The 26,379-nt window shown below is 52.8% G+C and carries 28 protein-coding genes; 18 read left to right on the top strand and 10 right to left on the bottom strand.

The features are described 5' to 3' along the window. Positions 1-152: 152 nt before the first annotated feature. Positions 153-911, top strand: a complete 759-nt coding sequence (gene loiP / locus OGW44_RS22690; protein WP_016154387.1) for a metalloprotease LoiP — start codon at positions 153-155, stop codon at positions 909-911. A 111-nt stretch (positions 912-1,022) separates the two neighbouring features. Here loiP and speB read toward each other — a convergent pair whose 3' ends face one another. From speB to yqgG, 4 genes are all read right to left on the bottom strand, one after another. Next, positions 1,023-1,943 carry an agmatinase gene (gene speB, locus OGW44_RS22685; protein ID WP_016154388.1) on the bottom strand — a complete coding sequence of 307 codons (921 nt, stop codon included), beginning with the start codon at positions 1,941-1,943 and terminating at the stop codon, positions 1,023-1,025. Positions 1,944-2,085: 142 nt separating this feature from the next. Continuing rightward, complete coding sequence (gene speA / locus OGW44_RS22680; protein WP_016154389.1) at positions 2,086-4,062, bottom strand: biosynthetic arginine decarboxylase; 1,977 nt, start codon at positions 4,060-4,062, stop codon at positions 2,086-2,088. An 8-nt stretch (positions 4,063-4,070) separates the two neighbouring features. Continuing rightward, positions 4,071-4,202 carry an acid stress response protein YqgB gene (gene yqgB / locus OGW44_RS22675; RefSeq protein WP_049041971.1) on the bottom strand — a complete coding sequence of 44 codons (132 nt, stop codon included), beginning with the start codon at positions 4,200-4,202 and terminating at the stop codon, positions 4,071-4,073. A gap of 91 nt (positions 4,203-4,293) precedes the next feature. After that, a complete protein-coding gene (gene yqgG / locus OGW44_RS22670; protein ID WP_269149342.1) occupies positions 4,294-4,431 on the bottom strand; it encodes a small protein YqgG in 138 nt (45 codons plus the stop codon). Between the two features lie 538 nt (positions 4,432-4,969). Here yqgG and metK point away from each other — a divergent pair. From metK to ruvX, 8 genes are all read left to right on the top strand, one after another. Continuing rightward, positions 4,970-6,124: a methionine adenosyltransferase gene (gene metK, locus OGW44_RS22665; protein WP_003027071.1), complete on the top strand. Its 1,155-nt coding sequence runs from the start codon at positions 4,970-4,972 to the stop codon at positions 6,122-6,124. A 398-nt stretch (positions 6,125-6,522) separates the two neighbouring features. Further along, entirely contained in the window at positions 6,523-7,917 is a 1,395-nt protein-coding gene (gene galP, locus OGW44_RS22660; protein WP_016154390.1) for a galactose/proton symporter, read from the top strand. 77 nt (positions 7,918-7,994) lie between these two features. After that, a complete protein-coding gene (locus OGW44_RS22655) occupies positions 7,995-8,492 on the top strand; it encodes a SprT family zinc-dependent metalloprotease (RefSeq protein WP_016157438.1) in 498 nt (165 codons plus the stop codon). A gap of 94 nt (positions 8,493-8,586) precedes the next feature. Continuing rightward, the gene (endA, locus tag OGW44_RS22650; protein WP_016154392.1) at positions 8,587-9,294 is read left to right on the top strand and encodes a deoxyribonuclease I; all 708 of its coding nucleotides are present in this window, start codon (positions 8,587-8,589) and stop codon (positions 9,292-9,294) included. Positions 9,295-9,369: 75 nt separating this feature from the next. Next, on the top strand, positions 9,370-10,101 hold the full coding sequence (rsmE, locus tag OGW44_RS22645; RefSeq protein ID WP_016154393.1) for a 16S rRNA (uracil(1498)-N(3))-methyltransferase: 732 nt from the start codon (positions 9,370-9,372) through the stop codon (positions 10,099-10,101). A 12-nt stretch (positions 10,102-10,113) separates the two neighbouring features. Next, the gene (gene gshB, locus OGW44_RS22640) at positions 10,114-11,061 is read left to right on the top strand and encodes a glutathione synthase (RefSeq protein ID WP_016154394.1); all 948 of its coding nucleotides are present in this window, start codon (positions 10,114-10,116) and stop codon (positions 11,059-11,061) included. A 176-nt stretch (positions 11,062-11,237) separates the two neighbouring features. Next, the gene (locus OGW44_RS22635; RefSeq protein WP_170975110.1) at positions 11,238-11,801 is read left to right on the top strand and encodes a YqgE/AlgH family protein; all 564 of its coding nucleotides are present in this window, start codon (positions 11,238-11,240) and stop codon (positions 11,799-11,801) included. Further along, positions 11,801-12,208 carry a Holliday junction resolvase RuvX gene (ruvX, locus tag OGW44_RS22630; RefSeq protein ID WP_185654441.1) on the top strand — a complete coding sequence of 136 codons (408 nt, stop codon included), beginning with the start codon at positions 11,801-11,803 and terminating at the stop codon, positions 12,206-12,208. The genes OGW44_RS22635 and ruvX overlap by 1 nt, the downstream gene beginning before the upstream one ends. Before the next feature lie 5 nt (positions 12,209-12,213). On the opposite strand, the gene OGW44_RS22625 is transcribed toward ruvX, so the two are convergent. Continuing rightward, positions 12,214-13,194, bottom strand: coding sequence for a type IV pilus twitching motility protein PilT (locus OGW44_RS22625; RefSeq protein WP_185654440.1), 981 nt, complete (start codon positions 13,192-13,194; stop codon positions 12,214-12,216). Between the two features lie 17 nt (positions 13,195-13,211). Between OGW44_RS22625 and OGW44_RS22620 the strand changes: the two genes are divergently transcribed. The 5 genes from OGW44_RS22620 to hemW are packed head-to-tail and all read left to right on the top strand — an operon-like array spanning position 13,212 to position 16,518. Then, positions 13,212-13,916: a YggS family pyridoxal phosphate-dependent enzyme gene (locus tag OGW44_RS22620; RefSeq protein ID WP_101700213.1), complete on the top strand. Its 705-nt coding sequence runs from the start codon at positions 13,212-13,214 to the stop codon at positions 13,914-13,916. 18 nt (positions 13,917-13,934) lie between these two features. Further along, positions 13,935-14,501 carry a YggT family protein gene (locus tag OGW44_RS22615; protein ID WP_016154401.1) on the top strand — a complete coding sequence of 189 codons (567 nt, stop codon included), beginning with the start codon at positions 13,935-13,937 and terminating at the stop codon, positions 14,499-14,501. Beyond that, positions 14,498-14,788, top strand: coding sequence for a DUF167 family protein YggU (gene yggU / locus OGW44_RS22610; RefSeq protein WP_005123286.1), 291 nt, complete (start codon positions 14,498-14,500; stop codon positions 14,786-14,788). The genes OGW44_RS22615 and yggU overlap by 4 nt, the downstream gene beginning before the upstream one ends. A 7-nt stretch (positions 14,789-14,795) precedes the next feature. Further along, positions 14,796-15,389, top strand: coding sequence for an XTP/dITP diphosphatase (locus OGW44_RS22605; protein ID WP_185654439.1), 594 nt, complete (start codon positions 14,796-14,798; stop codon positions 15,387-15,389). After that, positions 15,382-16,518, top strand: a complete 1,137-nt coding sequence (hemW, locus tag OGW44_RS22600; RefSeq protein WP_185654438.1) for a radical SAM family heme chaperone HemW — start codon at positions 15,382-15,384, stop codon at positions 16,516-16,518. The genes OGW44_RS22605 and hemW overlap by 8 nt, the downstream gene beginning before the upstream one ends. Before the next feature lie 257 nt (positions 16,519-16,775). Here hemW and ansB read toward each other — a convergent pair whose 3' ends face one another. The 4 genes from ansB to trmB all read right to left on the bottom strand — a co-directional run bounded on the left by ansB (position 16,776) and on the right by trmB (position 19,825). Further along, entirely contained in the window at positions 16,776-17,822 is a 1,047-nt protein-coding gene (ansB, locus tag OGW44_RS22595) for an L-asparaginase 2 (RefSeq protein WP_016154404.1), read from the bottom strand. Between the two features lie 188 nt (positions 17,823-18,010). Beyond that, positions 18,011-18,730 (bottom strand): YggN family protein, encoded by a 720-nt coding sequence (locus OGW44_RS22590; RefSeq protein ID WP_016157447.1) that lies wholly within the window; start codon positions 18,728-18,730, stop codon positions 18,011-18,013. Between the two features lie 49 nt (positions 18,731-18,779). Next, positions 18,780-19,106 (bottom strand): YggL family protein, encoded by a 327-nt coding sequence (locus tag OGW44_RS22585; RefSeq protein ID WP_016154406.1) that lies wholly within the window; start codon positions 19,104-19,106, stop codon positions 18,780-18,782. After that, positions 19,106-19,825: a tRNA (guanosine(46)-N7)-methyltransferase TrmB gene (trmB, locus tag OGW44_RS22580; protein ID WP_016154407.1), complete on the bottom strand. Its 720-nt coding sequence runs from the start codon at positions 19,823-19,825 to the stop codon at positions 19,106-19,108. Before trmB ends, OGW44_RS22585 begins: the two co-directional genes overlap by 1 nt. A gap of 160 nt (positions 19,826-19,985) precedes the next feature. On the opposite strand from trmB, the gene mutY reads away from it, so the two are divergent. The 4 genes from mutY (at position 19,986) to OGW44_RS22560 (ending at position 23,988) form a co-directional block, all read left to right on the top strand. Further along, the gene (mutY, locus tag OGW44_RS22575; RefSeq protein WP_032932009.1) at positions 19,986-21,038 is read left to right on the top strand and encodes an A/G-specific adenine glycosylase; all 1,053 of its coding nucleotides are present in this window, start codon (positions 19,986-19,988) and stop codon (positions 21,036-21,038) included. Between the two features lie 27 nt (positions 21,039-21,065). Continuing rightward, positions 21,066-21,341 (top strand): oxidative damage protection protein, encoded by a 276-nt coding sequence (locus OGW44_RS22570; protein WP_016154409.1) that lies wholly within the window; start codon positions 21,066-21,068, stop codon positions 21,339-21,341. A gap of 94 nt (positions 21,342-21,435) precedes the next feature. Then, on the top strand, positions 21,436-22,521 hold the full coding sequence (mltC, locus tag OGW44_RS22565) for a membrane-bound lytic murein transglycosylase MltC (protein ID WP_016154410.1): 1,086 nt from the start codon (positions 21,436-21,438) through the stop codon (positions 22,519-22,521). Positions 22,522-22,731: 210 nt separating this feature from the next. Then, positions 22,732-23,988 (top strand): nucleoside permease, encoded by a 1,257-nt coding sequence (locus tag OGW44_RS22560; RefSeq protein WP_016157449.1) that lies wholly within the window; start codon positions 22,732-22,734, stop codon positions 23,986-23,988. A gap of 55 nt (positions 23,989-24,043) precedes the next feature. Here OGW44_RS22560 and OGW44_RS22555 read toward each other — a convergent pair whose 3' ends face one another. Next, entirely contained in the window at positions 24,044-26,179 is a 2,136-nt protein-coding gene (locus OGW44_RS22555) for an ornithine decarboxylase (protein WP_185654437.1), read from the bottom strand. Between the last annotated feature and the right edge of the window lie 200 nt (positions 26,180-26,379).

The raw sequence follows: 26,379 nt of genomic DNA, 5'->3' as shown, positions 1-26,379 counted from the left end.
TTACCGCTTCAGAAATCTCTGGATCATGCGCGCAAGTTGCGCAATCTTCTCGCCCGCTGAATGTTCTTTTCTTTATACTAAGGCCGAGCGTCGGTTTACCTGCAAACGACGCATTTTTTAGAATAATCCTGACTTTGTGCGGAAGAGAAAAAATGAAAATTCGCGCTTTACTGCTTGCTACGAGCATGGCGGCGGCATTGACCGGCTGCCAGAACATGGACTCAAACGGACTGCTTTCTTCTGGCGCAGAGGCTTTTCAGGCCTATAGTCTGAGCGATACTCAGGTAAAAGCGCTGAGCGATCAGGCCTGTAAAGATATGGACAGCAAGGCTACTATCGCCCCTGCCAGCAGCGAGTATGCAACGCGTCTTGGCAAAATCGCCGCCGCGCTTGGCGACAACATTAATGGCCAGCCGGTGAACTACAAAGTCTATATGGCGAAAGATGTGAATGCCTTTGCCATGGCGAACGGTTGTATCCGCGTGTACAGCGGCCTGATGGATATGATGACCGATAACGAAGTCGAAGCGGTGATCGGCCACGAAATGGGCCACGTCGCGCTGGGTCATGTGAAAAAAGGCATGCAGGTCGCGCTGGGCACTAACGCCGTACGTGCAGCAGCGGCTTCCGCTGGCGGCATTGTCGGCAGCCTGTCGCAGTCGCAATTGGGCGATCTTGGCGAGAAACTGGTGAACTCGCAGTTCTCCCAGCGTCAGGAATCCGAAGCAGATGATTACTCGTATGATTTGTTGCGCAAACGTGGGATCAATCCGGCAGGACTGGCCACCAGCTTTGAGAAACTGGCTAAACTGGAAGCAGGACGCCAAAGCTCAATGTTTGACGATCACCCGGCATCTGCAGAACGTGCGCAACACATTCGCGATCGCATGAGCGCAGACGGGATAAAATAATCCTCGAACAGTGCCGGATGGCGGCGTGAGCGCCTTATCCGGCCTACAAATTCAGCAATAATGTAGGCCGGACTAGCGTCAGCGACATCCGGCAAAATAGTCCGAAACCCGTTATTCGCCTTTCTTCGCCGCCTGGATATACAGCATTTCCAGTGCCAGCGTAGCCGCCGCCAGCGCGGTGATCTCTGACTGATCGTAGGCCGGAGCTACTTCCACCACATCCATCCCGACGATATTCAGATCTTTCAGACCACGTACCAGCTTGATCGCGCGATCGGAAGTCAGACCGCCGATCACGGGCGTACCGGTTCCTGGAGCAAACGCCGGATCGAGGCAGTCGATATCAAAGGTCAGATACACCGGCATATCACCAACAATCTGCTTAACCTGGGCGATGATGTCATCTACGCCGCGATCGTTCACCTGGCAAGCATCCAGCACGGTAAAGCCGTTATCTTTGTCGAACTCTGTACGAATACCGATCTGCACAGAGTGATTCGGATCGATCAGACCTTCATTCGGCGCAGTGTAGAACATGGTACCGTGGTCGAATTCACAGCCGTTAGCGTAGGTGTCGGTGTGGGCATCAAAGTGCACCAGCGCCATTTTACCAAAGTGTTTAGCGTGCGCGCGCAGGAGCGGCAGCGTGACGAAGTGATCACCGCCGAAAGAGAGCATGCGCTTACCGGCAGAAAGCAACTTCTCAGCATGCGCCTGCAGTTTTTCACTCATTTCACGGGCATCACCGAACGCATAAACCAGATCGCCGCAGTCCACCACGTTCAGGCGCTCGCGCATATCGAAGTCCCACGGGAAGCGATTGTGTTCCCACGCCAGGTTAGTGGAAACCTGACGGATCGCAGCCGGACCATGACGACCGCCCGCGCGGCCAGACGTTGCCATATCAAACGGTACGCCGGTGATCACCCAATCGGCGTCGCTGTCGTACGGCATGAAGTTCATCGGCAGACGCAAAAAACCAAAGGCGTTAGAAACCAGGGAGTTGTCGTATTGATGACCTAAGGTGCTCATGTACTGACCTCTTTTAAAATCGGTGAAAAAAAATCCCCTCCGCGTCGTTAAGCCCGACGAGGAAGGGATTGATTTACGTGACTACTTGTATAGGCGAATTATCGCCGTTAATTTGCTCAGGTTCAAGCGAACCCCAACAGCATTACTCGTCTTCGAGATAGGTATATCCGTACAGTCCTGCCTCAAACTCTTCGAGGAACTGCTGCTGCAACTCGGTATCCAGATCGGTGTTTTTCACCTGGTCACGGAACTGAGTTAGCAGGGTGTTCGGATCCAACTGCACGTATTGCAGCATATCCGCCACGGTATCCCCTTCGTCAGACAGCTCAACTTCCACGCTGCCGTCAGGGAAGACGAACACGTCAACCGCTTCGGTATCACCGAACAGGTTGTGCATGTTGCCAAGGATCTCCTGGTACGCCCCCACCATAAAGAAGCCCAGCATCGGCGGGTTCTCAGGGTCGTATTCCGGCATCGGCATGGTGGTCGCAATGCCGTCACCATCAACATAGTGGTCGATAGCGCCATCAGAGTCACAAGTGATATCCAGCAGCACCGCACGGCGCTCAGGAGCCTTGTTCAGCCCTTCCAGCGGCATCACCGGGAACAGCTGATCGATCCCCCACGCATCCGGCATCGACTGGAACAGCGAGAAGTTGACGTAAATCTTATCCGCCATACGCTCCTGCAACTCGTCGATAATCGGACGGTGCGCGCGGTTGCTCGGGTCGAGTTGTTTTTGCACATCGTGACACATGTTCAGATAGAGCTGTTCTGCCCACGCGCGTTCCTGCAGGCTAAAGGTGCCTGAAGAGTACCCAACGTGAATATCGTGCAGATCCATCTGGCTGTCGTGCAGCCATTCACGCAGCGAACGACGGGTTCCCGGCTCATGCATCTCTTGCCAGGTTTCCCACATGCTTTGCAGGGCACGCGGCGCATCGTCAGCCGGAGGCGTTGCTTCGGTATGCTCGCTACGCTCAACGCCGATAATGTTAGACACCAGCACGGTATGATGCGCGGTAACAGCGCGACCGGATTCGGTAATTACCGTCGGGTGCGGCAGACCGTGCTCTTCACAGGCGTCGCCAATGGCCCAGATGATGTTGTTCGCGTATTCGTTCAGGCCGTAGTTTACGGAGCAGTCAGACTGCGAACGGGTACCTTCGTAGTCCACGCCCAGGCCACCGCCCACGTCGAAGCACTGGATATTTACGCCAAGCTTGTGCAGCTCAACGTAGAAACGCGCCGACTCACGTACGCCAGTGGCAATATCACGAATGTTCGCCATCTGTGAGCCGAGGTGGAAGTGCAGCAACTGAATACTGTCCAGACGACCGCGCTCGCGCAGCATTTCTACCAGTTGCAGCACCTGGTTTGCCGCCAGGCCGAATTTCGATTTCTCTCCGCCGGAGGACTGCCATTTGCCGGACCCTTGCGACGCCAGACGCGCACGCACGCCCAGACGCGGAACAACATTCAGTCGTTCAGCTTCATCCAGCACGATAGCGATTTCAGACATCTTCTCGATGACCAGATAGATCTTATGGCCCATCTTTTCGCCAATTAGCGCCAGGCGGATGTATTCGCGGTCTTTATAGCCGTTACACACGATCACGCTGCGGGTCATTCCGGCATGAGCCAGAACGGCCATCAGTTCAGCTTTAGAACCGGCTTCCAGCCCCAGCGGTTCGCCGGAGTGGATCAGCGATTCAATCACGCGACGGTGCTGGTTAACCTTGATCGGGTAAACGAGGAAATAGTCACCGTTGTAGCCGTAAGACTCACGGGCGCGCTTAAACGCGGCGTTAATCGAACGCAGACGGTGTTGCAGGATCTGCGGGAAGCAGAACAATGCAGGCAAACGCTGGCCCTGCGCTTCACGGGCTTTCACCAACTCAGCAAGGTCAACGCGCGCTTCTGGTACGTCGGGATCCGGGCACACGCTGATGTGGCCCAGTTCATTGACGTCATAGTAGTTATTACCCCACCAGGCAATATTGTAAGTACGCAGCATCTTGCTGGCTTCCTGGGAACTCATTGCAACCTCCTGCATGGAGCGTAGTACACCGTGTTCGCCTGCTGACGAAGGCGAACCCAAAGAAATGTCGTCAGACATAGCGAACCTCAAATTTTATTAACAAGTGTAAAACAGTTGACTACTATCGCAATCCGAAGACGCGATAACAACCCAAATACAGGCAGAATTTCCAGCAGATAGTGCTGACGCTCCGACTGTGCGACCGGTTTCTTTTTCATATCAATGTAAACACGTAACCGAACTTAATGCTGACGGTTCGGCGAAACCACGAGAAAACTCTTGTTTACCAAGAGCGCCCTTGTTCAGTTCTTAGTGACCGTTGCCGGCCCTGGAGTCCTGAGAAGCGCCGAGATGGGTATAACATCGGCAGGTATGCAAGATGCAGATTGCGGGGGACATATGTACACCAGAACGGTGCGACAGATTCAGCAGAATACAACGGTTCATTATCTCGTATCACCTCCACGGTTGCTCCTGACGGAACGAACCCACAAGCCAAAGCTAAAGTTTTAACCCGGCTGGAAGTGGCAACACGATGAAAACGTCGTGTGCTTTTTTGTCTATCCTCAATAAATCGAGTTGCGGGAAGGCGGCAACGCAGTGAATCCCCGGGCGCTTACAGGAGTAAGTGACTGGGCGAGTATTGCCAACGCACATGCAACTTGAAGTATGACGGATATGAGCCGCGCGCCGCGTTTTATACCGACAACAGTACGAAAAAGCAAAAGATAAATACGCGCATTGCCAGCACCGTCAGGAAAAATTTCCAGTTACATTTTCAGTACAATGCGAGCTCAATCAAAAAAAGCTGGAAATCAGGCGCAGAACCGACTTAAAATAGCCGTCCAGATGTTAATCCATCTATACCGATTAACACTCAGACTGCCAGTGTCCGTCATCTGCAGACTCATGGTAGAATCTTCTACACATGGCTATTCCACTCGACAGTTTGAGCTAACTACATTCTCCTTAGGTGAAATTAAATATGGCAAAACACCTTTTTACGTCCGAGTCCGTATCAGAAGGGCATCCTGACAAAATCGCTGACCAAATCTCTGATGCCGTGCTGGATGCAATCCTGGAGCAGGATCCGAAAGCACGCGTTGCCTGCGAAACCTACGTCAAAACCGGCATGGTTTTAGTTGGCGGTGAGATCACCACCAGCGCATGGGTTGATATCGAAGAGATCACCCGTAACACGGTTCGCGAAATTGGCTATGTGCATTCCGACATGGGCTTTGATGCCAACTCTTGTGCGGTACTGAGCGCGATTGGTAAACAGTCTCCGGACATCAACCAGGGTGTTGACCGTGCGGATCCGCTGGAACAGGGCGCAGGCGACCAGGGTCTGATGTTTGGTTATGCAACCAACGAAACCGACGTGCTGATGCCAGCCCCGATTACCTATGCTCACCGTCTGGTGCAGCGTCAGGCTGAAGTGCGTAAAAACGGCACCTTATCCTGGCTGCGCCCGGATGCAAAAAGCCAGGTAACCTTCCAGTATGACGACGGTAAAATCGTCGGTATTGATGCGGTTGTTCTGTCGACTCAGCACTCTGAAGATATCGATCAGAAATCGCTGCAAGAAGCCGTTATGGAAGAGATCATCAAGCCGGTACTGCCGACTGAATGGCTGACAGCTTCAACCAAGTTCTTCATCAACCCAACTGGTCGTTTCGTTATCGGCGGTCCAATGGGTGACTGCGGTCTGACGGGTCGTAAAATCATCGTTGATACCTACGGCGGCATGGCCCGTCACGGCGGCGGCGCATTTTCTGGTAAGGATCCGTCTAAAGTTGACCGTTCCGCAGCTTATGCAGCCCGCTACGTAGCGAAAAACATCGTTGCCGCTGGCCTGGCTGACCGTTGTGAGATTCAGGTTTCCTACGCAATCGGCGTGGCTGAACCGACCTCTATCATGGTGGAAACGTTCGGTACTGAAAAAGTGCCTTCAGAACAGCTGACCCTGCTGGTGCGTGAGTTCTTCGACCTGCGCCCGTATGGCCTGATTCAGATGCTGGATCTGCTGCACCCGATTTACAAAGAAACCGCCGCTTACGGTCACTTTGGTCGCGAACATTTCCCATGGGAAAAAACCGACAAAGCCGCCCTGCTGCGTGAAGCTGCCGGTCTGAAGTAATTCCCCGACGGCTCAATGCTTATGAAGACCAGCCTCGTGCTGGTCTTTTTTTATGTCATTTGCTCTCCCATCCCCCATCGCTATAACCACGCTAATTTCATTTGCTTCAATAACAAATGAAAGCGATTACATAGCACGGTATTTCTATCCACCTTGAATTCACATCTCTTCGTTACCAGCATTGCATCACTGTTACATCATATTTCAGCATTGTCTTAAAATCAGCCAATCAACTTTATTCTATAATAATAAATAATGTTAACTTTCAACTCATTAAACAATAATCCACATGAATGCTAGTGTAACCGATTACACTAATGTGATGTGATTCGCATTTTTTTACCCCGTACTCACCTACCCTTAACATCAACAAAACTAGCTACCCAACGGAGGGCATCATGCCTGACAATAAAAAAACGGGGCATTCCAACAAAGCCATGACATTTTTTGTCTGCTTCCTGGCAGCCCTGGCTGGATTACTTTTTGGCCTGGATATCGGTGTTATTGCCGGTGCTTTACCATTCATCACCGACGAGTTCCAAATTACCCCACACACTCAGGAATGGGTGGTGAGTTCCATGATGTTTGGTGCGGCAGTGGGCGCCGTCGGCAGCGGTTGGCTCTCCTTTAAGCTGGGGCGTAAAAAAAGCCTGATGATCGGCGCAATCCTGTTTGTTGCCGGTTCGCTGTTCTCCGCCGCAGCGCCAAACGTTGAAGTGCTGCTGGTTTCCCGCGTGCTGCTCGGCCTGGCAGTCGGCGTTGCGTCTTATACCGCACCGTTGTACTTGTCCGAAATCGCCCCGGAAAAAATTCGCGGCAGCATGATTTCTATGTATCAGTTAATGATAACCATCGGTATTTTAGGTGCGTATCTTTCCGATACGGCATTTAGCTACAGCGGCGCATGGCGCTGGATGCTGGGCGTGATCATCATCCCTGCCCTTTTACTGCTGGTTGGCGTCATCTTCCTGCCGGACAGCCCGCGTTGGTTTGCGGCTAAACGTCGTTTTGTCGATGCCGAACGCGTTCTGTTGCGTCTGCGTGACACCAGCGCTGAAGCCAAACGCGAGCTGGATGAAATTCGTGAAAGCCTGCAAGTGAAGCAGAGCGGCTGGGCGCTGTTTAAAGAAAACAGCAACTTCCGCCGCGCAGTTTTCCTTGGCGTCCTGTTACAGGTGATGCAGCAGTTCACCGGGATGAACGTCATTATGTATTACGCGCCAAAAATCTTTGAGCTGGCGGGTTACACCAACACCACCGAACAGATGTGGGGGACCGTTATTGTCGGTCTGACCAACGTGCTGGCAACCTTTATCGCCATTGGCCTAGTTGACCGCTGGGGCCGTAAACCTACGCTGATCCTCGGCTTTATCGTCATGGCCGTCGGTATGGGCGTGCTGGGTACAATGATGCACGTGGGTATTCACTCGCCAGCCGCACAATACTTCGCAGTGCTGATGCTGCTAATGTTTATCGTTGGCTTTGCGATGAGCGCCGGTCCGCTGATTTGGGTACTGTGCTCTGAAATCCAGCCGCTGAAAGGCCGCGATTTCGGCATCACCTGCTCTACCGCAACTAACTGGATTGCCAACATGATTGTCGGCGCAACCTTCCTGACGATGCTGAACTCGCTGGGCAGCGCCAACACCTTCTGGGTCTACGGTGGCCTGAACGTACTGTTCATCTTCCTGACCCTGTGGCTGATCCCTGAAACTAAAAACGTCTCTCTGGAACACATTGAACGTAACCTGATGAAAGGTCGTAAACTGCGCGAAATTGGCGCACACGACTAATCTCGTTAGGCTTCCTCCCCCGTGGGAGGGAGCCTTCCTCTTGCAGTCCCTTCCCTGTCGCACTATCCTCTGGCGTTATGAAAACCTCCCGTCTCCCGATCGCCATCCAGCAAGCCGTTATGCGCAGCCTGCGGGAAAAACTCGCTCAGGCCAATCTCAAGCTCGAACGCCAATACCCGGAACCAAAGCTGGTTTACCAACAGCGCGGAACCGCCGCGGGTACCGCGTGGCTACAAACCTACGAAATTCGTCTTAACCCAGTTTTGCTGATGGAGAATGTTGACGCGTTCGTTAACGAAGTGGTGCCCCATGAACTGGCGCATCTACTGGTGTGGAAACACTTTGGCCGCGTACCGCCGCACGGGAAAGAGTGGAAATGGATGATGGAGAGCGTGCTGGGCGTACCGGCCCGGCGCACGCATCAGTTTGAGCTGCAATCCGTGCAGCGTAAGACCTTTACATACCGCTGTAAGTGTCAGGAGCACCAACTGACCGTCCGCCGCCATAACCGCGTTGTACGCGGCGAAGCCACCTACCGCTGCGTTCACTGCGGTGAACCGCTGGTTGCAGAATAATCTTCAGAATTATCAGGAACTTTTCTGATCTAACTGATTGCATACAGGAATGACTTTCGCTACGTTGCGGGCTCGTTTTGACACGGAGTTCGTGATGTACCGTAATCTTTCTTTTGCTGCGGCCCTGTTAGCCGCTGCGTTTTCAGGCTCGGTTTTAGCCGAAGGCATCAACAGTTTTTCTCAGGCAAAAGCAGCGGGCGTTAAAGTTAACGCCGATGCGCCAGGCGATTTCTATTGCGGATGTAAAATTAATTGGCAAGGAAAAAAAGGGGTCGTTGACCTCGAATCCTGCGGCTATAAAGTGCGAAAAAATGAAAACCGCGCCAGTCGAATTGAATGGGAACACGTTGTCCCCGCCTGGCAATTTGGTCATCAGCGCCAGTGCTGGCAGGACGGAGGGCGTAAAAACTGCGCTAAAGATCCGGTCTATCGCAAAATGGAAAGCGATATGCATAACCTGCAGCCCGCGGTGGGTGAGGTCAATGGCGATCGCGCAAACTTTATGTACAGCCAGTGGAACGGTGGTGAAGGCCAATATGGACAATGCACCATGAAGGTTGACTTCAAAGAGAAAGTTGCCGAGCCGCCAGCCCGCGCCCGTGGCGCCATCGCGCGTACCTATTTTTACATGCGCGACCAATACAACCTGACGCTCTCCCGCCAGCAAACTCAGCTTTTTAATGCCTGGAATAAGCAGTATCCGGTCACCGATTGGGAGTGTGAGCGCGACGAACGCATTGCGAAGGTACAGGGGAACCATAACCCCTATGTGCAACGCGCTTGCCAGGCGCAAAAGAGCTAACCTACACTAGCAGCAATATTTTTTAACCATGCCCTGGCCTTTTGCAGCCCAGGGCCATGACGCGGATGTTTAACTATGCGCATTCCTCGCATTTATCACCCTGAGCCACTCACTTCCGGCAGCCAAATTTCACTGTGTGAAGACGCTGCCAACCATATCGGCCGCGTGCTACGTATGGGGCCAGGCCAGGCGCTACAGCTGTTTGATGGCAGCAATCAGGTATTCGACGCCGAAATCACCCACGCCAGTAAGAAAAGCGTGGACGTGAAGGTGCTTAACGCTGAACTCGACGATCGAGAATCGCCGCTGCACATCCACCTGGGCCAGGTGATGTCGCGGGGTGAAAAAATGGAATTTACTATCCAAAAATCGATTGAACTGGGTGTAAGCCTCATTACGCCACTTTTTTCTGAGCGCTGCGGCGTTAAACTGGACAGCGAACGCCTGAACAAGAAGCTCCAGCAGTGGCAGAAAATCGCCATTGCCGCCTGCGAACAGTGCGGTCGTAATCGGGTGCCTGAAATTCGCCCGGCGATGGATCTGGAAGCGTGGTGCGCCGAACAGGATGAAGGTCTGAAACTGAACCTGCATCCCCGCGCCAGCGCCAGCATCAATACGCTGCCGCTCCCGGTGGAACGCATCCGCTTGCTGATTGGCCCCGAAGGTGGGCTGTCGGCAGATGAAATTGCCATGACCGCACGATATCAATTTACTGATATTCTGTTAGGACCTCGCGTTCTGCGTACTGAGACAACTGCGCTCACCGCCATCACCGCGCTACAGGTGCGTTTTGGCGATCTGGGCTAACGGAGAAGAACAATGATCAAGCTCGGCATCGTGATGGATCCCATCGCAAGCATCAATATCAAGAAAGATTCCAGCTTCGCTATGCTGCTGGAAGCGCAACGTCGCGGTTACGAAATTCATTATATGGAAATGGCCGATCTCTATCTGATCAACGGTGAAGCCCGCGCCCGTACGCGTACCCTGAGCGTAGAGCAGAACTACGACAAATGGTATGAGTTCAATAGCGAGCAAGATCTCCCGCTGGCAGATCTGGACGTCATTCTGATGCGTAAGGATCCGCCGTTTGATACCGAGTTCATCTACGCAACCTATATTCTGGAACGTGCAGAGGAGAAAGGGACGCTAATCGTTAACAAACCGCAGAGCCTGCGCGATTGTAACGAGAAGCTGTTCACCGCATGGTTTGCCGACCTGACACCGGAAACGCTGGTCACGCGTAACAAAGCGCAGCTGAAAGCCTTCTGGCAAAAACACAGCGACATCATTCTCAAACCGCTGGACGGCATGGGCGGCGCATCTATTTTCCGCGTCAAGGAAGGCGATCCGAACCTTGGCGTTATTGCCGAAACACTGACCGAGCACGGTACCCGTTATTGCATGGCGCAGAACTATCTGCCGGCAATTAAAGACGGCGATAAACGCGTGCTGGTGGTCGATGGCGAACCCGTTCCGTACTGCCTGGCGCGTATTCCACAAGGCGGCGAAACCCGTGGCAACCTGGCAGCCGGCGGTCGTGGCGAGCCGCGTCCATTAACCGACAGCGACTGGGAAATTGCACGTCGCATTGGGCCAACGCTGAAAGCAAAAGGTTTGATTTTTGTCGGTCTGGATATTATTGGCGACCGTCTGACGGAAATTAACGTCACCAGCCCAACCTGTATTCGTGAAATTGAAGCGGAGTTCCCGGTTTCGATTACCGGTATGCTGATGGACGCCATCGAGGCACGTTTGCAGAAATAAATAAGTTGCCGGATGGCGATGCCTTCGCGTCTTATCCGGCCTACATTCGCACCCCGTAGGCCGGATAAGGCAAAGCCGCCATCCGGCAAAGCTATCTTCAGAGGGTGACATCTTCGCGCTTTGCCCACATACTGGGCTCTGTTGCTTTTTTGAACCAGGAAACAGAACCTCTGACAATGAATTTACAGCATCACTTTCTAATTGCCATGCCTGCTCTCCAGGATCCGATTTTCCGCCGTTCCGTGGTGTATATCTGTGAACACAATGAGAACGGAGCAATGGGGATTATCGTCAATAAGCCTCTGGAAAACTTACAAATTGAAGGGATTCTGGAAAAGCTGAAGATTACTCCAGAAGCACGCGATCCTGCCATTCGTCTGGACAAACCGGTGATGCTCGGCGGCCCGCTGGCGGAAGACCGTGGATTTATTCTACACACCCCGCCGTCACGCTTTGCCTCCAGTATTCGCATTTCAGATAACACGATCATCACCACCTCCCGCGATGTACTTGAAACCCTGGGTACGCAGGAGCAGCCATCCGAAGCGCTGGTTGCGCTGGGCTATTCATCATGGGAAAAAGGTCAACTGGAACAAGAGCTACTGGATAACGCCTGGCTCACTGCTCCCGCAGACCTCAACATCTTATTTAAAACGCCGATTGCCGACCGCTGGCGCGATGCGGCGAAGCTTATCGGGATTGATATTCAGACCATGCCTGGCGTGGCGGGACACGCCTGATGAGCGGAACATTACTCTCTTTTGATTTTGGTACGAAAAGTATCGGCGTCGCGGTTGGTCAACGCATTACCGGTACGGCGAGACCCTTGCCCGCCATCAAAGCACAGGACGGTACGCCAGACTGGAGTTTGATTGAACGCCTGCTAAAAGAGTGGCAGCCGGACGAAATCATTGTCGGCCTGCCGCTCAACATGGATGGCACTGAACAACCCCTTACTGCGCGCGCACGCAAATTCGCTAACCGCATTCACGGTCGCTTTGGCGTAACCGTAACGCTGCACGATGAACGTTTGAGCACCGTCGAAGCCCGCTCAGGCCTGTTTGAGCAAGGCGGATACCGGGCGTTAAATAAAGGCAAAGTAGATTCCGCTTCTGCCGTTATTATCCTTGAAAGCTATTTCGAGTAGGGCTACTAAAGTCGCCCCTGCGCCTGGCGCTGCTGCAGACTTTGTGCAAACGTCTGCATACCTGTCTGCTGCCCGGTTTGAATCACTCCGGGTAGCTGATGCGTTTTCCCTTCGCGGATCAAATTACCCACGGCGGGCGTGTTGACGAGCAGCTCGAATAGCGCCACGCGTCCTCCCTGCTTATCTTCCTCCAGCTTTTGCGAAAGTACCGCCCGCAGGCTGTCTGCCAGCTGGTTACGCACCGGATCTTTCTCCTGAGCGGGAAAGGTGTCCACCAGCCGCGCGATGGCCTGCGCCGCCCCTCGCGTATGTAAGGTTGCCAACACCAGATGCCCGGTCTCCGCTGCCGTTAAGGCCAAACGAATAGTTTCCACGTCGCGCAGCTCGCCCAGCAAAATGACGTCGGGATCTTCGCGTAACGCGCCGCGCAAACCGGCAGCAAAAGAAGCGCAGTGTACGCCCACCTCCCGCTGTTGAATAAGACAACGCAGGCTGGTGTAGCGATATTCAATCGGATCTTCCAGCGTCAGAATATGCCCCGCAATATGTTGATTAAGGTACTCCACCATCGCCGCCAGGGTGGTTGATTTACCGCTGCCGGTGGCTCCAGTGACCAGAACTAATCCATTTTCACCGTGCAGCAGTTCAGGTATGGCCTCCGGGGTCTGAAGATCGTCTAAACGAGGACATTCAAGCGGTAGCAATCTTAGCGCCAGCGAGGTTCCCTGCTGATGAGCAAATGCGCTGGCGCGTAGACGCCGGGAGTCCGCCAGCGTAAGGGCAAAATCAATCTGCCCCTGTTCCCGCCACTGTACCTGTTGTTGCTCACTGAGCCAGCACGTCAGCAGATTCTCCACGTCAGGGGGAGTAAATGGTGCTATTTCGACTTTTCCACCTATGCGCCAGCGCGCAGGCCATGCATTGCACAGGTGTAGATCCGACACGTTATGCTTTACACTAAGGGCCACTATTTCTTCCATATTCATATGAACATCCTCGGAAAATGAACGATATCGCGCATAACCTGGCACATGTCCGGGACAAAATCTCAGCCGCCGCGACGCGTTGCGGGCGGTCTTCAGAAGAAGTTATATTGCTTGCAGTCAGCAAAACCAAACCTGCGAGCGCCATCGAAGAAGCCATGACCGCAGGGCAGCGTGCCTTCGGTGAAAACTATGTCCAGGAAGGGGTGGATAAGATCCGCTACTTTCAGGAAAAAGGCGTTAACGATCTGCAGTGGCACTTTATCGGCCCGCTGCAGTCGAACAAAAGTCGTCTGGTCGCTGAACATTTTGACTGGTGCCATACGATTGATCGTCTGCGTATCGCTGCCCGTCTGAGCGAACAGCGCCCTGCGGAACTGCCGCCGCTCAATGTGTTGATTCAGATTAATATCAGCGATGAGAACAGTAAGTCAGGTATTCCGCTTGCAGAGCTTGACGCACTGGCCGCTGAAGTCGCCGCGCTGCCACGCATTACCCTGCGTGGTCTGATGGCGATTCCGGCGCCAGAGTCAGATTATGTAAGGCAGTTTGAAGTTGCACAGCAAATGGCGGTAGCATTTGCCGGGTTGAAAACACGTTACCCAAGTATCGACACGCTCTCACTGGGGATGTCTGATGATATGGATGCCGCCATTGCGGCGGGTAGCACGATGGTGCGCATCGGCACTGCCATTTTTGGTGCTCGTGATTACACTAAAAAATAAGGAAAACTAAGGAACACCATGAATACGTTGACCTTCCTGCTCTCAACGGTAATTGAGCTGTATACCATGGCGCTGCTGCTGCGCGTGTGGATGCAATGGTCTCGCTGCGATTTCTACAACCCGTTCTCGCAGTTTATTGTGAAAATCACTCAGCCCATTATTGGGCCGTTACGCCGTATCATTCCCCCGATGGGGCCAATTGACAGCGCATCGGCATTAGTTGCGCTCGTTCTGAGCTTTATCAAGGCCATCGTGCTGTTTAAGGTGGTTACGTTCCAGCCGATCATCTGGATCGCCGCCGTGCTGATTGTTCTGAAGACCATCGGACTGCTGATTTTCTGGGTTCTGCTGGTGATGGCGATTATGAGCTGGGTCAGCCAGGGCCGCAGCCCTGTGGAGTACGTGCTGATTCAACTGGCGGATCCGCTGCTGCGTCCTATTCGTCGCTTACTTCCAGGCATGGGCGGGATCGATTTCTCGCCAATGATCCTGGTTCTGCTGCTGTATGTCATTAATATGGGCATCGCAGAAGTATTACAGGCGACAGGTAACATGCTGCTGCCGGGGCTGTGGATGGCGCTATGAGTGCCGTTACCCCCTGCGATGACGGTCTGGTTTTACGGCTCTACATTCAGCCTAAAGCCAGCCGTGACAGTATTGTAGGTTTACATGGCGACGAACTAAAAGTCGCCATTACCGCCCCACCGGTTGATGGGCAAGCCAATAGCCATCTGGTGAAGTTTCTCGGCAAACAGTTCCGCGTGGCAAAAAGCCAGGTCGTCATTGAGAAGGGCGAGCTTGGTCGTCACAAACAGGTTAAAATCATTCATCCGCAACAGATCCCGCCCGAAATTGCGGCGCTAACTGATTAGGTATCCCATGCAAAAAGTTGTCCTCGCGACCGGCAACGCCGGTAAAGTGCGTGAACTCGCCTCTCTTCTGAGTGATTTCGGTCTTGATGTTGTCGCTCAAACGGATCTGGGTGTTGATTCTGCAGAAGAGACCGGGCTGACGTTTATTGAGAACGCCATTCTGAAGGCACGTCATGCCGCGCAAATTACCGGTTTACCCGCCATTGCTGATGACTCTGGTCTGGCGGTAAATGCCCTTGGCGGCGCGCCGGGCATCTATTCAGCCCGCTATTCCGGCGAAGATGCAACCGATCAGCAGAACCTGGAAAAACTGCTCCACACCCTGCAGGATGTTCCTGATGACAAGCGCCAGGCACAATTCCACTGCGTGCTGGTGTATATGCGCCATGCAGACGATCCAACACCTGTGGTTTGCCACGGACGCTGGCCGGGCGTTATTGCCCGTGAACCTGCCGGAAACGGTGGTTTTGGCTACGACCCAATCTTCTTTGTGCCCTCTGAAGGGAAAACCGCCGCCGAACTGACCCGCGAAGAAAAGAGCGCGATTTCTCACCGCGGACAAGCGCTGAAGCTGCTGCTGGATGCCCTGCGTAATGATTAAGCTTCCGCCGTTAAGTCTTTACATACACATCCCGTGGTGCGTGCAGAAATGCCCGTACTGCGACTTCAACTCGCATGCGCTTAAAGGCGAAGTCCCTCATGACGACTATGTGCAGCATCTGCTGAGCGATCTGGATTCTGAGGTGGCCCACGCCCAGGGCCGTGAGGTAAAGACGATTTTTATCGGTGGTGGTACGCCGAGCCTGCTTTCTGGCCCGGCAATGCAAACGCTGCTCGACGGCGTGCGCGCACGGCTGAATCTCGCCGCAGATGCAGAAATCACGATGGAGGCGAATCCCGGTACGGTGGAAGCCGATCGCTTTGTGGATTATCAACGTGCTGGCGTAAACCGTATCTCCATTGGTGTACAGAGCTTTAGCTCCGCCAAACTCGAACGTCTGGGACGTATTCACGGACCGGAAGAAGCCAAACGTGCAGCGCACCTGGCGAGCGGTCTGGGACTACGCAGCTTTAACCTCGACCTGATGCACGGTTTACCGGATCAGACGCTGGAAGAGGCGCTGAGCGATTTACAGCAGGCCATCGCGCTCAACCCGCCGCATCTTTCCTGGTATCAGTTGACCATCGAACCGAATACGCTGTTCGGGTCCCGACCACCGGTATTACCGGACGACGACGCGCTGTGGGATATTTTTGAGCAAGGCCACCAGTTGCTGACCGCCGCGGGGTATCAGCAGTACGAAACCTCAGCCTACGCCAGACCGGGTTATCAGTGTCAGCACAACCTAAATTACTGGCGTTTTGGCGACTATCTAGGCATTGGCTGCGGCGCGCACGGCAAAGTCACTTTCCCTGACGGTCGCATCCTGCGCACTACCAAAACGCGACATCCGCGCGGATACATGCAAGGACGTTATCTGGAAAGCCAGCGAGATGTCGCCGAGGCCGATAAGCCGTTTGAGTTCTTTATGAACCGTTTCCGGCTGCTGGAAGCCGCGCCTCGCGCGGAGTTCACGCAATATACCGGGCTTACCGAAGACGTTATTCGTCGACAGATCGATGAGGCCATTGCCCAGGGCTATCTGAGTGAATGCGATGAATACTGGCAGATTACCCAACACGGTAAGCTATTTTTGAATTCTCTGCTGGAGCTGTTTCTGGCGGAGTGATGCTCGATGCGCCCACGGCCACATTATTGACAGGAGTGTCTTTAGTGGCCAGCATGGCGGAAAACTTTACAGGATGGCCTTTCGTCCAGGTCTTTCAAAAAATGTACAATCCCCGACCATTCCCACTAAGGTGTATAAATATGCAAAATAACGATCGGCAATCATCATAACCACAAAAATGATGAGCGAATTAATCGTTACGCATATTCAGGAGATTTTGAGAAAACGCCCCAGTCGAATGACCGGGGCCGGAGTGATTAATACTGATTAAACATTTCCTGGATCTGCTTAGGATCCTTGGTTTGGGTCAGAGCCAGTTGCAGCAGAACACGCGCTTTTTGCGGGTTCAGAGAGCCTGAAGCCACAAATCCGTATTTCGCATCATCAACTTCAGCATCCTGGGTGGTGGCGCCCGTTGGTACACGGGATGAGCGCACCACAACAGTACCTTTATGCGCGGCAGTTGCCAGCGTATCGAAAATGGTTTTATACAGGTTACCGTTACCTACACCCGCACTGACGATCCCGGCGTAACCCGCGTCTACCAATGCTTTGGCTGGCAGATCGGAGGCGTTAGCGTAGTTGTAAACAATCCCAACTTTCGGCAGCTCGGTCAGCTTAGATACATCGAACGGCGTGGATGTGGTGTGTTTTCGCGCAGGCGTACGCTGGTAGTCGATTTTACCGTTATGGATATAACCCAGCGGACCATAGTTAACGGATTTGAAAGTAGCGACATCCGTAGTGTTAGTTTTGGTCACGTCGCGACCATCCATAACGGTGTCGTTCATCACCACCAGCACACCACGGTTGGCAGAGGCTTTGTCTGCGGCGGTTACCACGGCGTTATACAGGTTGAACGGGCCATCAGCGCTCATACCTGTAGACGGACGCATTGCGCCGACCAGCACCACCGGCTTGTTGCACTTGACGGTGAGATCGAGGAAATAGGCGGTTTCTTCCATGGTATCCGTACCATGTGTTACCACGAAGCCGTCAGTTTTATCACACTCGGTATTAATCTTTTTCGCCAGCGTTAGCCAGACTTCGTCATTCATATCCTGGGAGCCGATGTTTACCACCTGCTCGCCTTTCACAACGGCGATATCTTTCAACTGAGGTACGGCATCAACCAAATTTTCTACGCCGACTTTGCCTGCCGTGTAGTTAGATTTTGTTGCGGAGTCACCACCGCCGGCAATCGTCCCGCCGGTAGCTAAAATAGTGATGTTTGGCAGTGCAAGCGCCGCGCCGCTGAAACCCATAACCAGTGCGGCAAGTGCCGTTCTCTTGAAAAACTCCATGTTATTTCTCCAGTTACTTGAATTTGCAGCATTATGTCTATCTTACAGATGAATAATGTGACGCCATCCAATTAACCAGATTTATATCTCCATCAAATTGTTATTCTTAGAGATGGATATCAAAAAAACAGAAAAATACAAAATAAAACGACACAGAATGTTTCTGTGCCGTTAAAAAGAGGTGAAGATTATTTCAGAGTGCTAACCAGCGTTTTACGATCGTTTTCCAGCGTCACGACGCGGGCGCAGACATCTTTGCCAAACTGCTGGAAGTCTTGTTCCTGATTCTTCCATTCGTTCTGAATTGAGGTTTGCAAACCTCCGAGGCTTCCGAGCACGCCCTGCAGCGGATTACCACCGCCTTTGAGCACAGCTTTCGCCCCCATCTCGTTGATGCTGTCCTGCAAAATACCGCCCATCGCCTGATTGACCAGCTGTTGTCCATCCGCGCGGACCTGATCAATCGCCTTATAATGGAAGGTCAGGCCGTCAGTGCGATGCTCAATAATGCGGTTCATCTGCTCTTTCAATTGCGCATCCAGCTTAGTTAAGCGGCCACGCATGTTGCTGCTTTCGCCGACCTCTTTGGCGATGATTTTATCCAGCGCCACGCGACCTTTCTCCACGCGCGCTCTGGCACCTTCATCAATCCACGGCAGGCTGCTACGCAACGCCGCCTGATAATCTTTAGCCTGCTCACGCTGCGCGGCGTTCAGGTTGTACTGTTTACCGTTAAAGGTGACATCACCGGCCTGGGTAATGACCAGGTTGCCGTTCTCACCCTTCACCTGTACCGTTTGTGGACTCAAAATCACATCGTCACGCGGGGTGACGCTGCACTGATAATCAGCATGTGCGGCCATCGCCGTGAACGTTAGGACTGCCGCCAGCAGCGTTTTGCGCATCATATCTTTCCCTCAATACAAATTGGGCCGGCATTTGCCGACCCTTTGCTACTTAGTCCCACCAAATATCGAAAAGTTCGCTGGTGCGCACTTCTTCGAGTTTGTGCTCTTCCAGCCACTTACGCACGATAGCCTGATGTTCTTCGGTGCATTTGCCGATTTCCTGCAGACAGATCAGACCTTCCCAGGCCAGATAGCCGCTGCCGTCAAAGGCCAGCTTGTTCGGTTCGATAACTTCATTGATAAAATCATCAACGATTTGATCGACCTGCTCTCCAGATGTACCTTCCGGGAAACGCCATGCAACCGAAAATCCTACTTCCTGGAATTCGTCGATGTGCATTTTTTTACGCAGACGACGGCTACGGTTCTTTGCCATTATTTCACCCTCTCGAACATTAAGTCCCATACGCCGTGGCCAAGACGATGACCACGTTGTTCAAATTTGGTTACCGGGCGCGATTCCGGGCGCGGTACATAATCGTTACTCTCTGACTGGTTTTTATACCCGTCAATCGAGGACATCACTTCAAGCATGTGCTCCGCATAGGCTTCCCAGTCGGTTGCCATGTGGAACACGCCGCCCAGCTTCAGCTTGCTTAAGATATGCTCAGCAAACGGTACCTGAACGATACGGCGTTTATTATGACGTGCTTTATGCCACGGGTCAGGGAAAAACAGCTGAACCATAGATAAAGAATTGTCAGGAATCATTTTATGCAGGACTTCGACGGCATCATGGCACATGACACGCAGGTTCTCGACGCCCTCTTCATGAGCTGAAGCCAGACACGCGCCAACGCCCGGTGAGTGAACCTCAATGCCGAGGAAATTTTGCTCCGGACGCGCTTTCGCCATCGCCACCAGCGAAGCCCCCATACCAAAACCAATTTCAAGCGTGACTGGCGCATCGCGACCAAACAGCGCAGCGAAATCCACAGGTTCTTCGCTGAACTCAACGCCCATCACCGGCCAGTAGTTTTCCAGCGCGTGTTCCTGCCCTTTCGTCAGTCGCCCCTGGCGACGAACAAAACTACGAATCCGGCGCAGAGGGCGGCCGTTTTCATCAAATTCCGGTGAAATGACGTCGTTCTTCATAAAAGTTTAGTCTGCTGTGTTTGAGTTCTGAAAACGGGCATTATCCAAAGTTAGTTGCCGGATGCAAGTAAAGGAAGAAAGTGAGCAGCGGAAAGTTCCGGTTTACACCCCGTTGCCGCTGTGCTGCAATCTTGCCCCCGGCAATAATGAAACGGTAATCATGCAAGCGTCTCAATTCTCGGCTCAGGTTTTGAGCTGGTACGACAAATACGGGCGGAAAACGCTGCCCTGGCAAATTGATAAGACGCCTTACAAAGTATGGCTCTCTGAGGTGATGCTGCAACAAACTCAGGTTGCGACCGTTATCCCCTACTTTGAGCGCTTTATGGCGCGCTTCCCAACGGTAACGGATTTAGCCCATGCGCCGCTGGATGAAGTCCTGCATTTATGGACCGGGCTGGGCTATTACGCTCGAGCGCGTAATCTGCATAAAGCCGCGCAACAGGTTGTGACGCAGCACGGCGGCTCATTCCCGCAAACCTTTGATGAAGTGGCCGCCCTGCCAGGCGTCGGACGTTCAACTGCAGGCGCGATCCTTTCGCTCTCCCTGGGTCAGCATTTTCCGATTCTTGACGGTAACGTCAAACGTGTGCTGGCTCGCTGTTATGCTGTAAGCGGCTGGCCGGGTAAAAAAGAGGTCGAAAAGAAACTGTGGGAGTTGAGCGAGCAGGTTACGCCAGCCCATGGGGTTGAACGGTTTAATCAGGCGATGATGGATTTAGGCGCCATGGTCTGTACGCGCTCAAAACCCAAATGTTCCCTGTGTCCGTTGGAAAATGGCTGTGTGGCGAGCGCCAATGCAAGCTGGGCGCTGTACCCGGGTAAAAAGCCCAAACAGACATTACCAGAACGGACGGGCTATTTTTTACTGATGCAGCATGAAAACGAGGTGTTGCTCGCGCAGCGACCACCCAGCGGCTTATGGGGTGGCTTATACTGTTTTCCGCAGTTTGATGATGAGGATGGGCTACGCGACTGGCTGGCGCAACGGCAAATTAACGCAGATAATCTGACCCAACTTAATGCGTTTCGCCATACCTTTAGCCATTTCCACTTAGATATTGTGCCTATGTGGCTTCCCGTGTCCTCATTCACCTCATGCATGGATGAAGGCAACGCGCTCTGGTATAACTTAGCGCAACCGCCGTCGGTCGGACTGGCGGCCCCCGTGGAGCGTTTGTTACAGCAATTACGTGCCGGCACACAGGTTTAACGTACCGGTCGATAAAGAGGATTTTTTATGAGCAGAACGATTTTTTGTACTTTCCTGCAACGCGAAGCAGAAGGACAGGATTTTCAGCTGTACCCGGGCGATCTGGGAAAACGCATCTATAACGAGATTTCTAAAGAAGCATGGGCGCAATGGCAGCATAAACAAACCATGCTGATTAACGAGAAGAAACTCAATATGATGAACGTTGAACACCGTAAGTTACTGGAACAGGAGATGATTAACTTCCTGTTTGAAGGTAAGGATGTGCATATTGAAGGCTATACGCCTGAAGAAAAAAAATAAGCATCGCTTGCTGGCAATCTCGTAGGCCGGATAGGGTGCTTGCACCGCCATCCGGCAAAACGATACAACAACAAACACAACACGCACTCCCGGAATGATGAAAAAATTTCTCGCGCTTGCCGTTATCGCGCCGTTGCTCATCTCCTGTTCCAGTTCGACCAAAAAAGGCGATTCCTATAACGAAGCCTGGGTCAAGGATACCAACGGTTTTGATATTCTGATGGGGCAATTTGCCCATAACATTGAGAATCTGTGGGGATTTAAGGAAGTGCTGATTGCGGGTCCGAAGGACTACGTAAAGTATACCGATCAGTATCAAACCCGCAGCCATATCAATTTTGATGACGGTACGATAACCGTCGAGACCATTGCCGGGACAGATCCAGCCGGACATCTGCGTCTAGCGATTATCAAGACGTTGCTGATGGGTGATGATCCGGGTTCTATCGACCTCTATTCCGATGTCGACGACATTAAGATTTCCAAAGAGCCGTTCCTGTACGGGCAGGTAGTCGATAATACCGGCCAGCCTATTCGTTGGGAGGGACGTGCAACCAATTTTGCCAACTACCTGCTACAAACGCGACTGAAAAAGCGCAGCAATGGCTTGCGTATCATCTATAGCGTGACGATCAATCTGGTCCCGAACCACCTTGATAAGCGCGCGCATAAATACGTCGGCATGGTACGTCAGGCTTCACGTAAGTATGGCGTCGACGAGTCACTGATTCTGGCCATCATGCAAACCGAATCCTCGTTTAACCCGTATGCGGTCAGCCATGCCGATGCGCTGGGACTCATGCAGGTGGTACAACACAGCGCCGGAAAAGATGTGTTCCGTTCGCAGGGGCGCTCAGGCACGCCAAGCCGTAGCTTCTTGTTTGACCCGGCCAGCAACATTGATACCGGTACTGCCTATCTGGCAATGCTGAATAATGTCTATTTGGGCGGCATTGATAATCCGACCTCGCGTCGCTATGCGGTGATCACCGCGTATAACGGCGGCGCGGGCAGCGTGCTGCGCGTGTTCTCGAACGATAAAATACAGGCCGCAAACATCATTAACAGCATGTCCCCTGGGGACGTTTATCAAACGCTGACCACCCGACACCCATCTGCTGAATCACGCCGATATCTTTACAAGGTCAATTCCGCACAAAAATCATATCGTCGCCGCTAATGTATCCCTCTCTTGCCCCCTAAAACGGGGGCCTGAAGAGGGAAAAACGTTAACTCCATCACTCTTTTGCTTTGCAATCCGAAATTGTTTGCAAATATTTGTCACAGGTAACAAAAAAAGAGTGCCTCTCGTTGATAGAATCACATCATATAGCCACGGCAAATGTGCCTTTTAAAACATTCATCCGCATTACGGTGTGAGGAAATTAACATGAATCTTAAGCTGCAGCTGAAAGTTCTCTCGTTTCTGCAGTTCTGCTTATGGGGTAGTTGGCTCACTACCCTCGGCTCCTATATGTTTGTCACCCTTAAATTTGATGGTGCATCCATTGGCGCGGTGTACAGCTCGCTGGGGATCGCCGCCGTGTTTATGCCTACGCTGTTAGGGATCGTGGCTGACAAATGGATCAGTGCGAAATGGGTGTACACCATTTGTCACCTGGTCGGCGCAGCAACGCTGTTCGCCGCAGCGGAAGTCACCACGCCAGGCGCCATGTTCTTTGTGATCTTGCTTAACTCCCTGGCCTATATGCCAACGTTGGGGTTAATCAACACCATCTCTTACTATCGCCTGCAATCAGCCGGGATGGATATTGTTACAGACTTCCCGCCAATCCGTATCTGGGGCACCATCGGCTTTATTCTGGCGATGTGGGCGGTAAGCTTCTCCGGCTTTGAACTGAGCCATATGCAGCTGTATATCGGCGCGACGCTGTCCGTCGTATTGGCGCTGTTTACCCTGACGCTGCCGCATATCCCGGTCGCCAATCAGCAGAAAAACCAGAGCTGGTCTTCCATGTTGGGCCTGGATGCCTTCGCGCTATTTAAAAACAAGCGTATGGCGATTTTCTTCATCTTCTCTATGATGCTGGGCGCAGAGCTGCAAATTACCAATATGTTCGGTAATACCTTCCTGCACAGCTTCGATAACAATCCGCTGTTCTCCGGCAGCTTCATCGTTGAACACGCGTCAGTGATGATGTCGATTTCGCAGATCTCCGAGACGCTGTTTATCCTGACCATCCCGTTCTTCTTAAGCCGTTACGGTATTAAGAACGTGATGCTTATCAGTATCGTGGCGTGGATGCTGCGCTTTGGCCTGTTTGCCTACGGCGATCCAACACCGTTCGGTACCGTGCTGCTGGTTCTGTCGATGATTGTTTACGGCTGCGCCTTCGACTTCTTCAACATCTCTGGCTCCGTGTTTGTAGAGAAAGAAGTTCGCCCTGAAATCCGCGCCAGCGCACAAGGCATGTTCCTGATGATGACCAACGGCTTCGGTTGTATTCTGGGCGGTCTGGTGAGCGGTAAAGTAGTTGAACACTATACGCTGAACGGTATTACCGATTGGCAGACCGTGTGGCTGATCTTCGCAGGTTACTCGCTGGTTCTGGCTTTTGCCTTCGTTGCGCTGTTTAAATACAAACACGTACGCGTTCCGGCAGGCGCCCAGACTATCGCGCACTAATCTTTATTGATTAAATAGGGTCACCTGATGGTGGCCCTATTTGGTCAGATGACGCTTACTTCAGAACATATCCATACAGACGTTTAATACCGTCTGCATCCGTTTCACTGTAAACCCCTTGCAGCTCCGGCGAGAAGCCCGGCAGCAGGTTTATGCCCTCTTCCAATGCCAGGAAGTAACGTTGCACCGCCCCGCCCCATACTTCGCCCGGTACCACGCACAGGACGCCCGGAGGATAAGGCAGCGCGCCTTCTGCCGCAATGCGACCAGCGGCATCACAAATACGCACCAGTTCAACATCACCGCGGATAAAGGCGCTGTTAGCATCCTGCGGGTTCATCGCCACGGTAGGTAAACTCTCCTGACGGAACATCGCTTTTTGCAGATCTTTCACATCAAAGCTGACGTACAGTGAGTGCATCTCCTGACACAGTTCACGCAGCGTGTAATCCCGGTAACGTACCGGATACTTGTTGAAGATGGTGGGCAGCACGTTTGCCAGCGGCGTATCGTCTTCAATATGTTGTTCAAACTGCGCCAGCATCGCGACCAGTTGCGCCAGTTTCTCAGCGCTTTCTGCCGGGGTCAGCAGGAACAGAATCGAGTTAAGGTCGCATTTCTCCGGCACGATACCGTTTTCACGCAGATAATGCGCCAAAATCGTCGCCGGAATACCAAACTCAGTATATTGCCCGGTTTGCGCATCAATGCCCGGAGTGGTTAACAGCAGTTTGCAGGGATCGACAAAATACTGGTCGCGTGCATATCCAGAAAAACCATGCCATTTAGCACCAGGTTCAAAGCTAAAGAAGCGACGCTCGCTGGCAATCACCTGTGTCGGATAGCTTTCCCACGGTTTGCCATCCACTATCGGAGGAATAAACGGTTGAAGCAGCTTACAGCGGGTAATAATCGCTTTGCGGGCCTCGATCCCCAGCATCACACATTCCGCCCATAGCCGACGGCCGCTCTCGCCTTCATGGATTTTGGCGTTAACGTCCAGCGCCGCAAACAGCGGGTAAAACGGGCTGGTGGAAGCATGCAGCATAAACGCATTGTTCAGACGCTTATGCGGGCAGAACCGCGCCTGGCCGCGAATATGGTTATCCTTTTTATGGATCTGCGAGGTTTGCGAGAATCCGGCCTGCTGTTTGTGTACCGACTGAGTGACAAAGATCCCCGGATCGTTAGCATTGAGCTCTAGCAGCAGCGGCGACCCATCGGCCATCATCGGGATAAATTGCTCGTAACCGACCCATGCGGAATCAAACAGGATGTAATCGCACAGGTGACCGATCTTGTCGATCACCTGCCGGGCGTTGTAGATCGTACCGTCATAGGTACCCAACTGAATGATCGCCAGACGGAACGGGCGCGGTTGATCAGCCTTTTGCGGCGCAACTTCTCGAAGTTGCTGGCGCAGATACTCCTCATCAAAGCAGTGCTCATCAATGCCGCCAATAAAGCCAAACGGATTACGCGCCGCTTCCAGATAAACCGGCGTAGCACCCGCCTGGATCAGCGCCCCGTGGTGGTTCGATTTATGATTATTGCGGTCAAACAGCACCAGATCGCCGCGCGTCAGCAGCGCATTGGTGACCACTTTATTGGCCGCAGAGGTCCCATTCAGCACAAAGTAGGTTTTATCCGCGTGGAAAACTTTCGCGGCAAATTTCTGCGCATGTTTCGCTGATCCTTCATGAATCAACAGATCGCCAAGCTTAACGTCAGCGTTGCACATATCCGCGCGAAACAGATTCTCACCAAAGAACTCATAGAAATGTCGGCCCGCAGGATGCTTCTTAAAAAACTCACCGTGTTGGTGTCCCGGGCAGGCAAACGTGCTGTTCCCCATTTCGACATACTGGGTAAGCGTGTCATAGAACGGCGGCAGCAGCTCTTCCTCATACTGACAGGCAGCAGATTCCAGCTCCAGCCAGTCCTGAGCCTGACCGCGAATTACCGCATTAACGCCCGCAGGCATATCAACATCAGACTCTGCGAACAGAAACACAGGTAGATGAAAACCGGTGCGTTTCAGCAAAGCCAGGATCCCACTGCGGCTGTCCGCAACGGTAATGACGACTGCCGCAACGTCAGTAAAATCAGTACTGTCCAGCGACACCACCTGACGATGGCTGGACAGACGAGAAACCAGTTCACTACTGGCGGCAATTTTCATTGATTTCATAAGCGCAATAACCCGTTTCGGGAAAATCAAAAGTCCCGGACAACGCCGCATGGCTTTGCCCACGAAATGACAGGTCAAACTGGTTACCAGCCCCGCCCGCCAGACATCAGTAAAAGCAGATAGCCTCTGATTTTACTGTTATCCTGCAGTGAGCGTGCGCTGCCCTCACCGCATGGTGGGAGCGTAAAGATAAGTCGCGG

Origin of the sequence: Citrobacter sp. Cb023, assembly GCF_030336805.1 — a bacterium.
In the GTDB taxonomy this organism is placed as follows: domain Bacteria; phylum Pseudomonadota; class Gammaproteobacteria; order Enterobacterales; family Enterobacteriaceae; genus Citrobacter; species Citrobacter braakii.
This window is presented reverse-complemented; position numbering and strand designations above follow the sequence as displayed.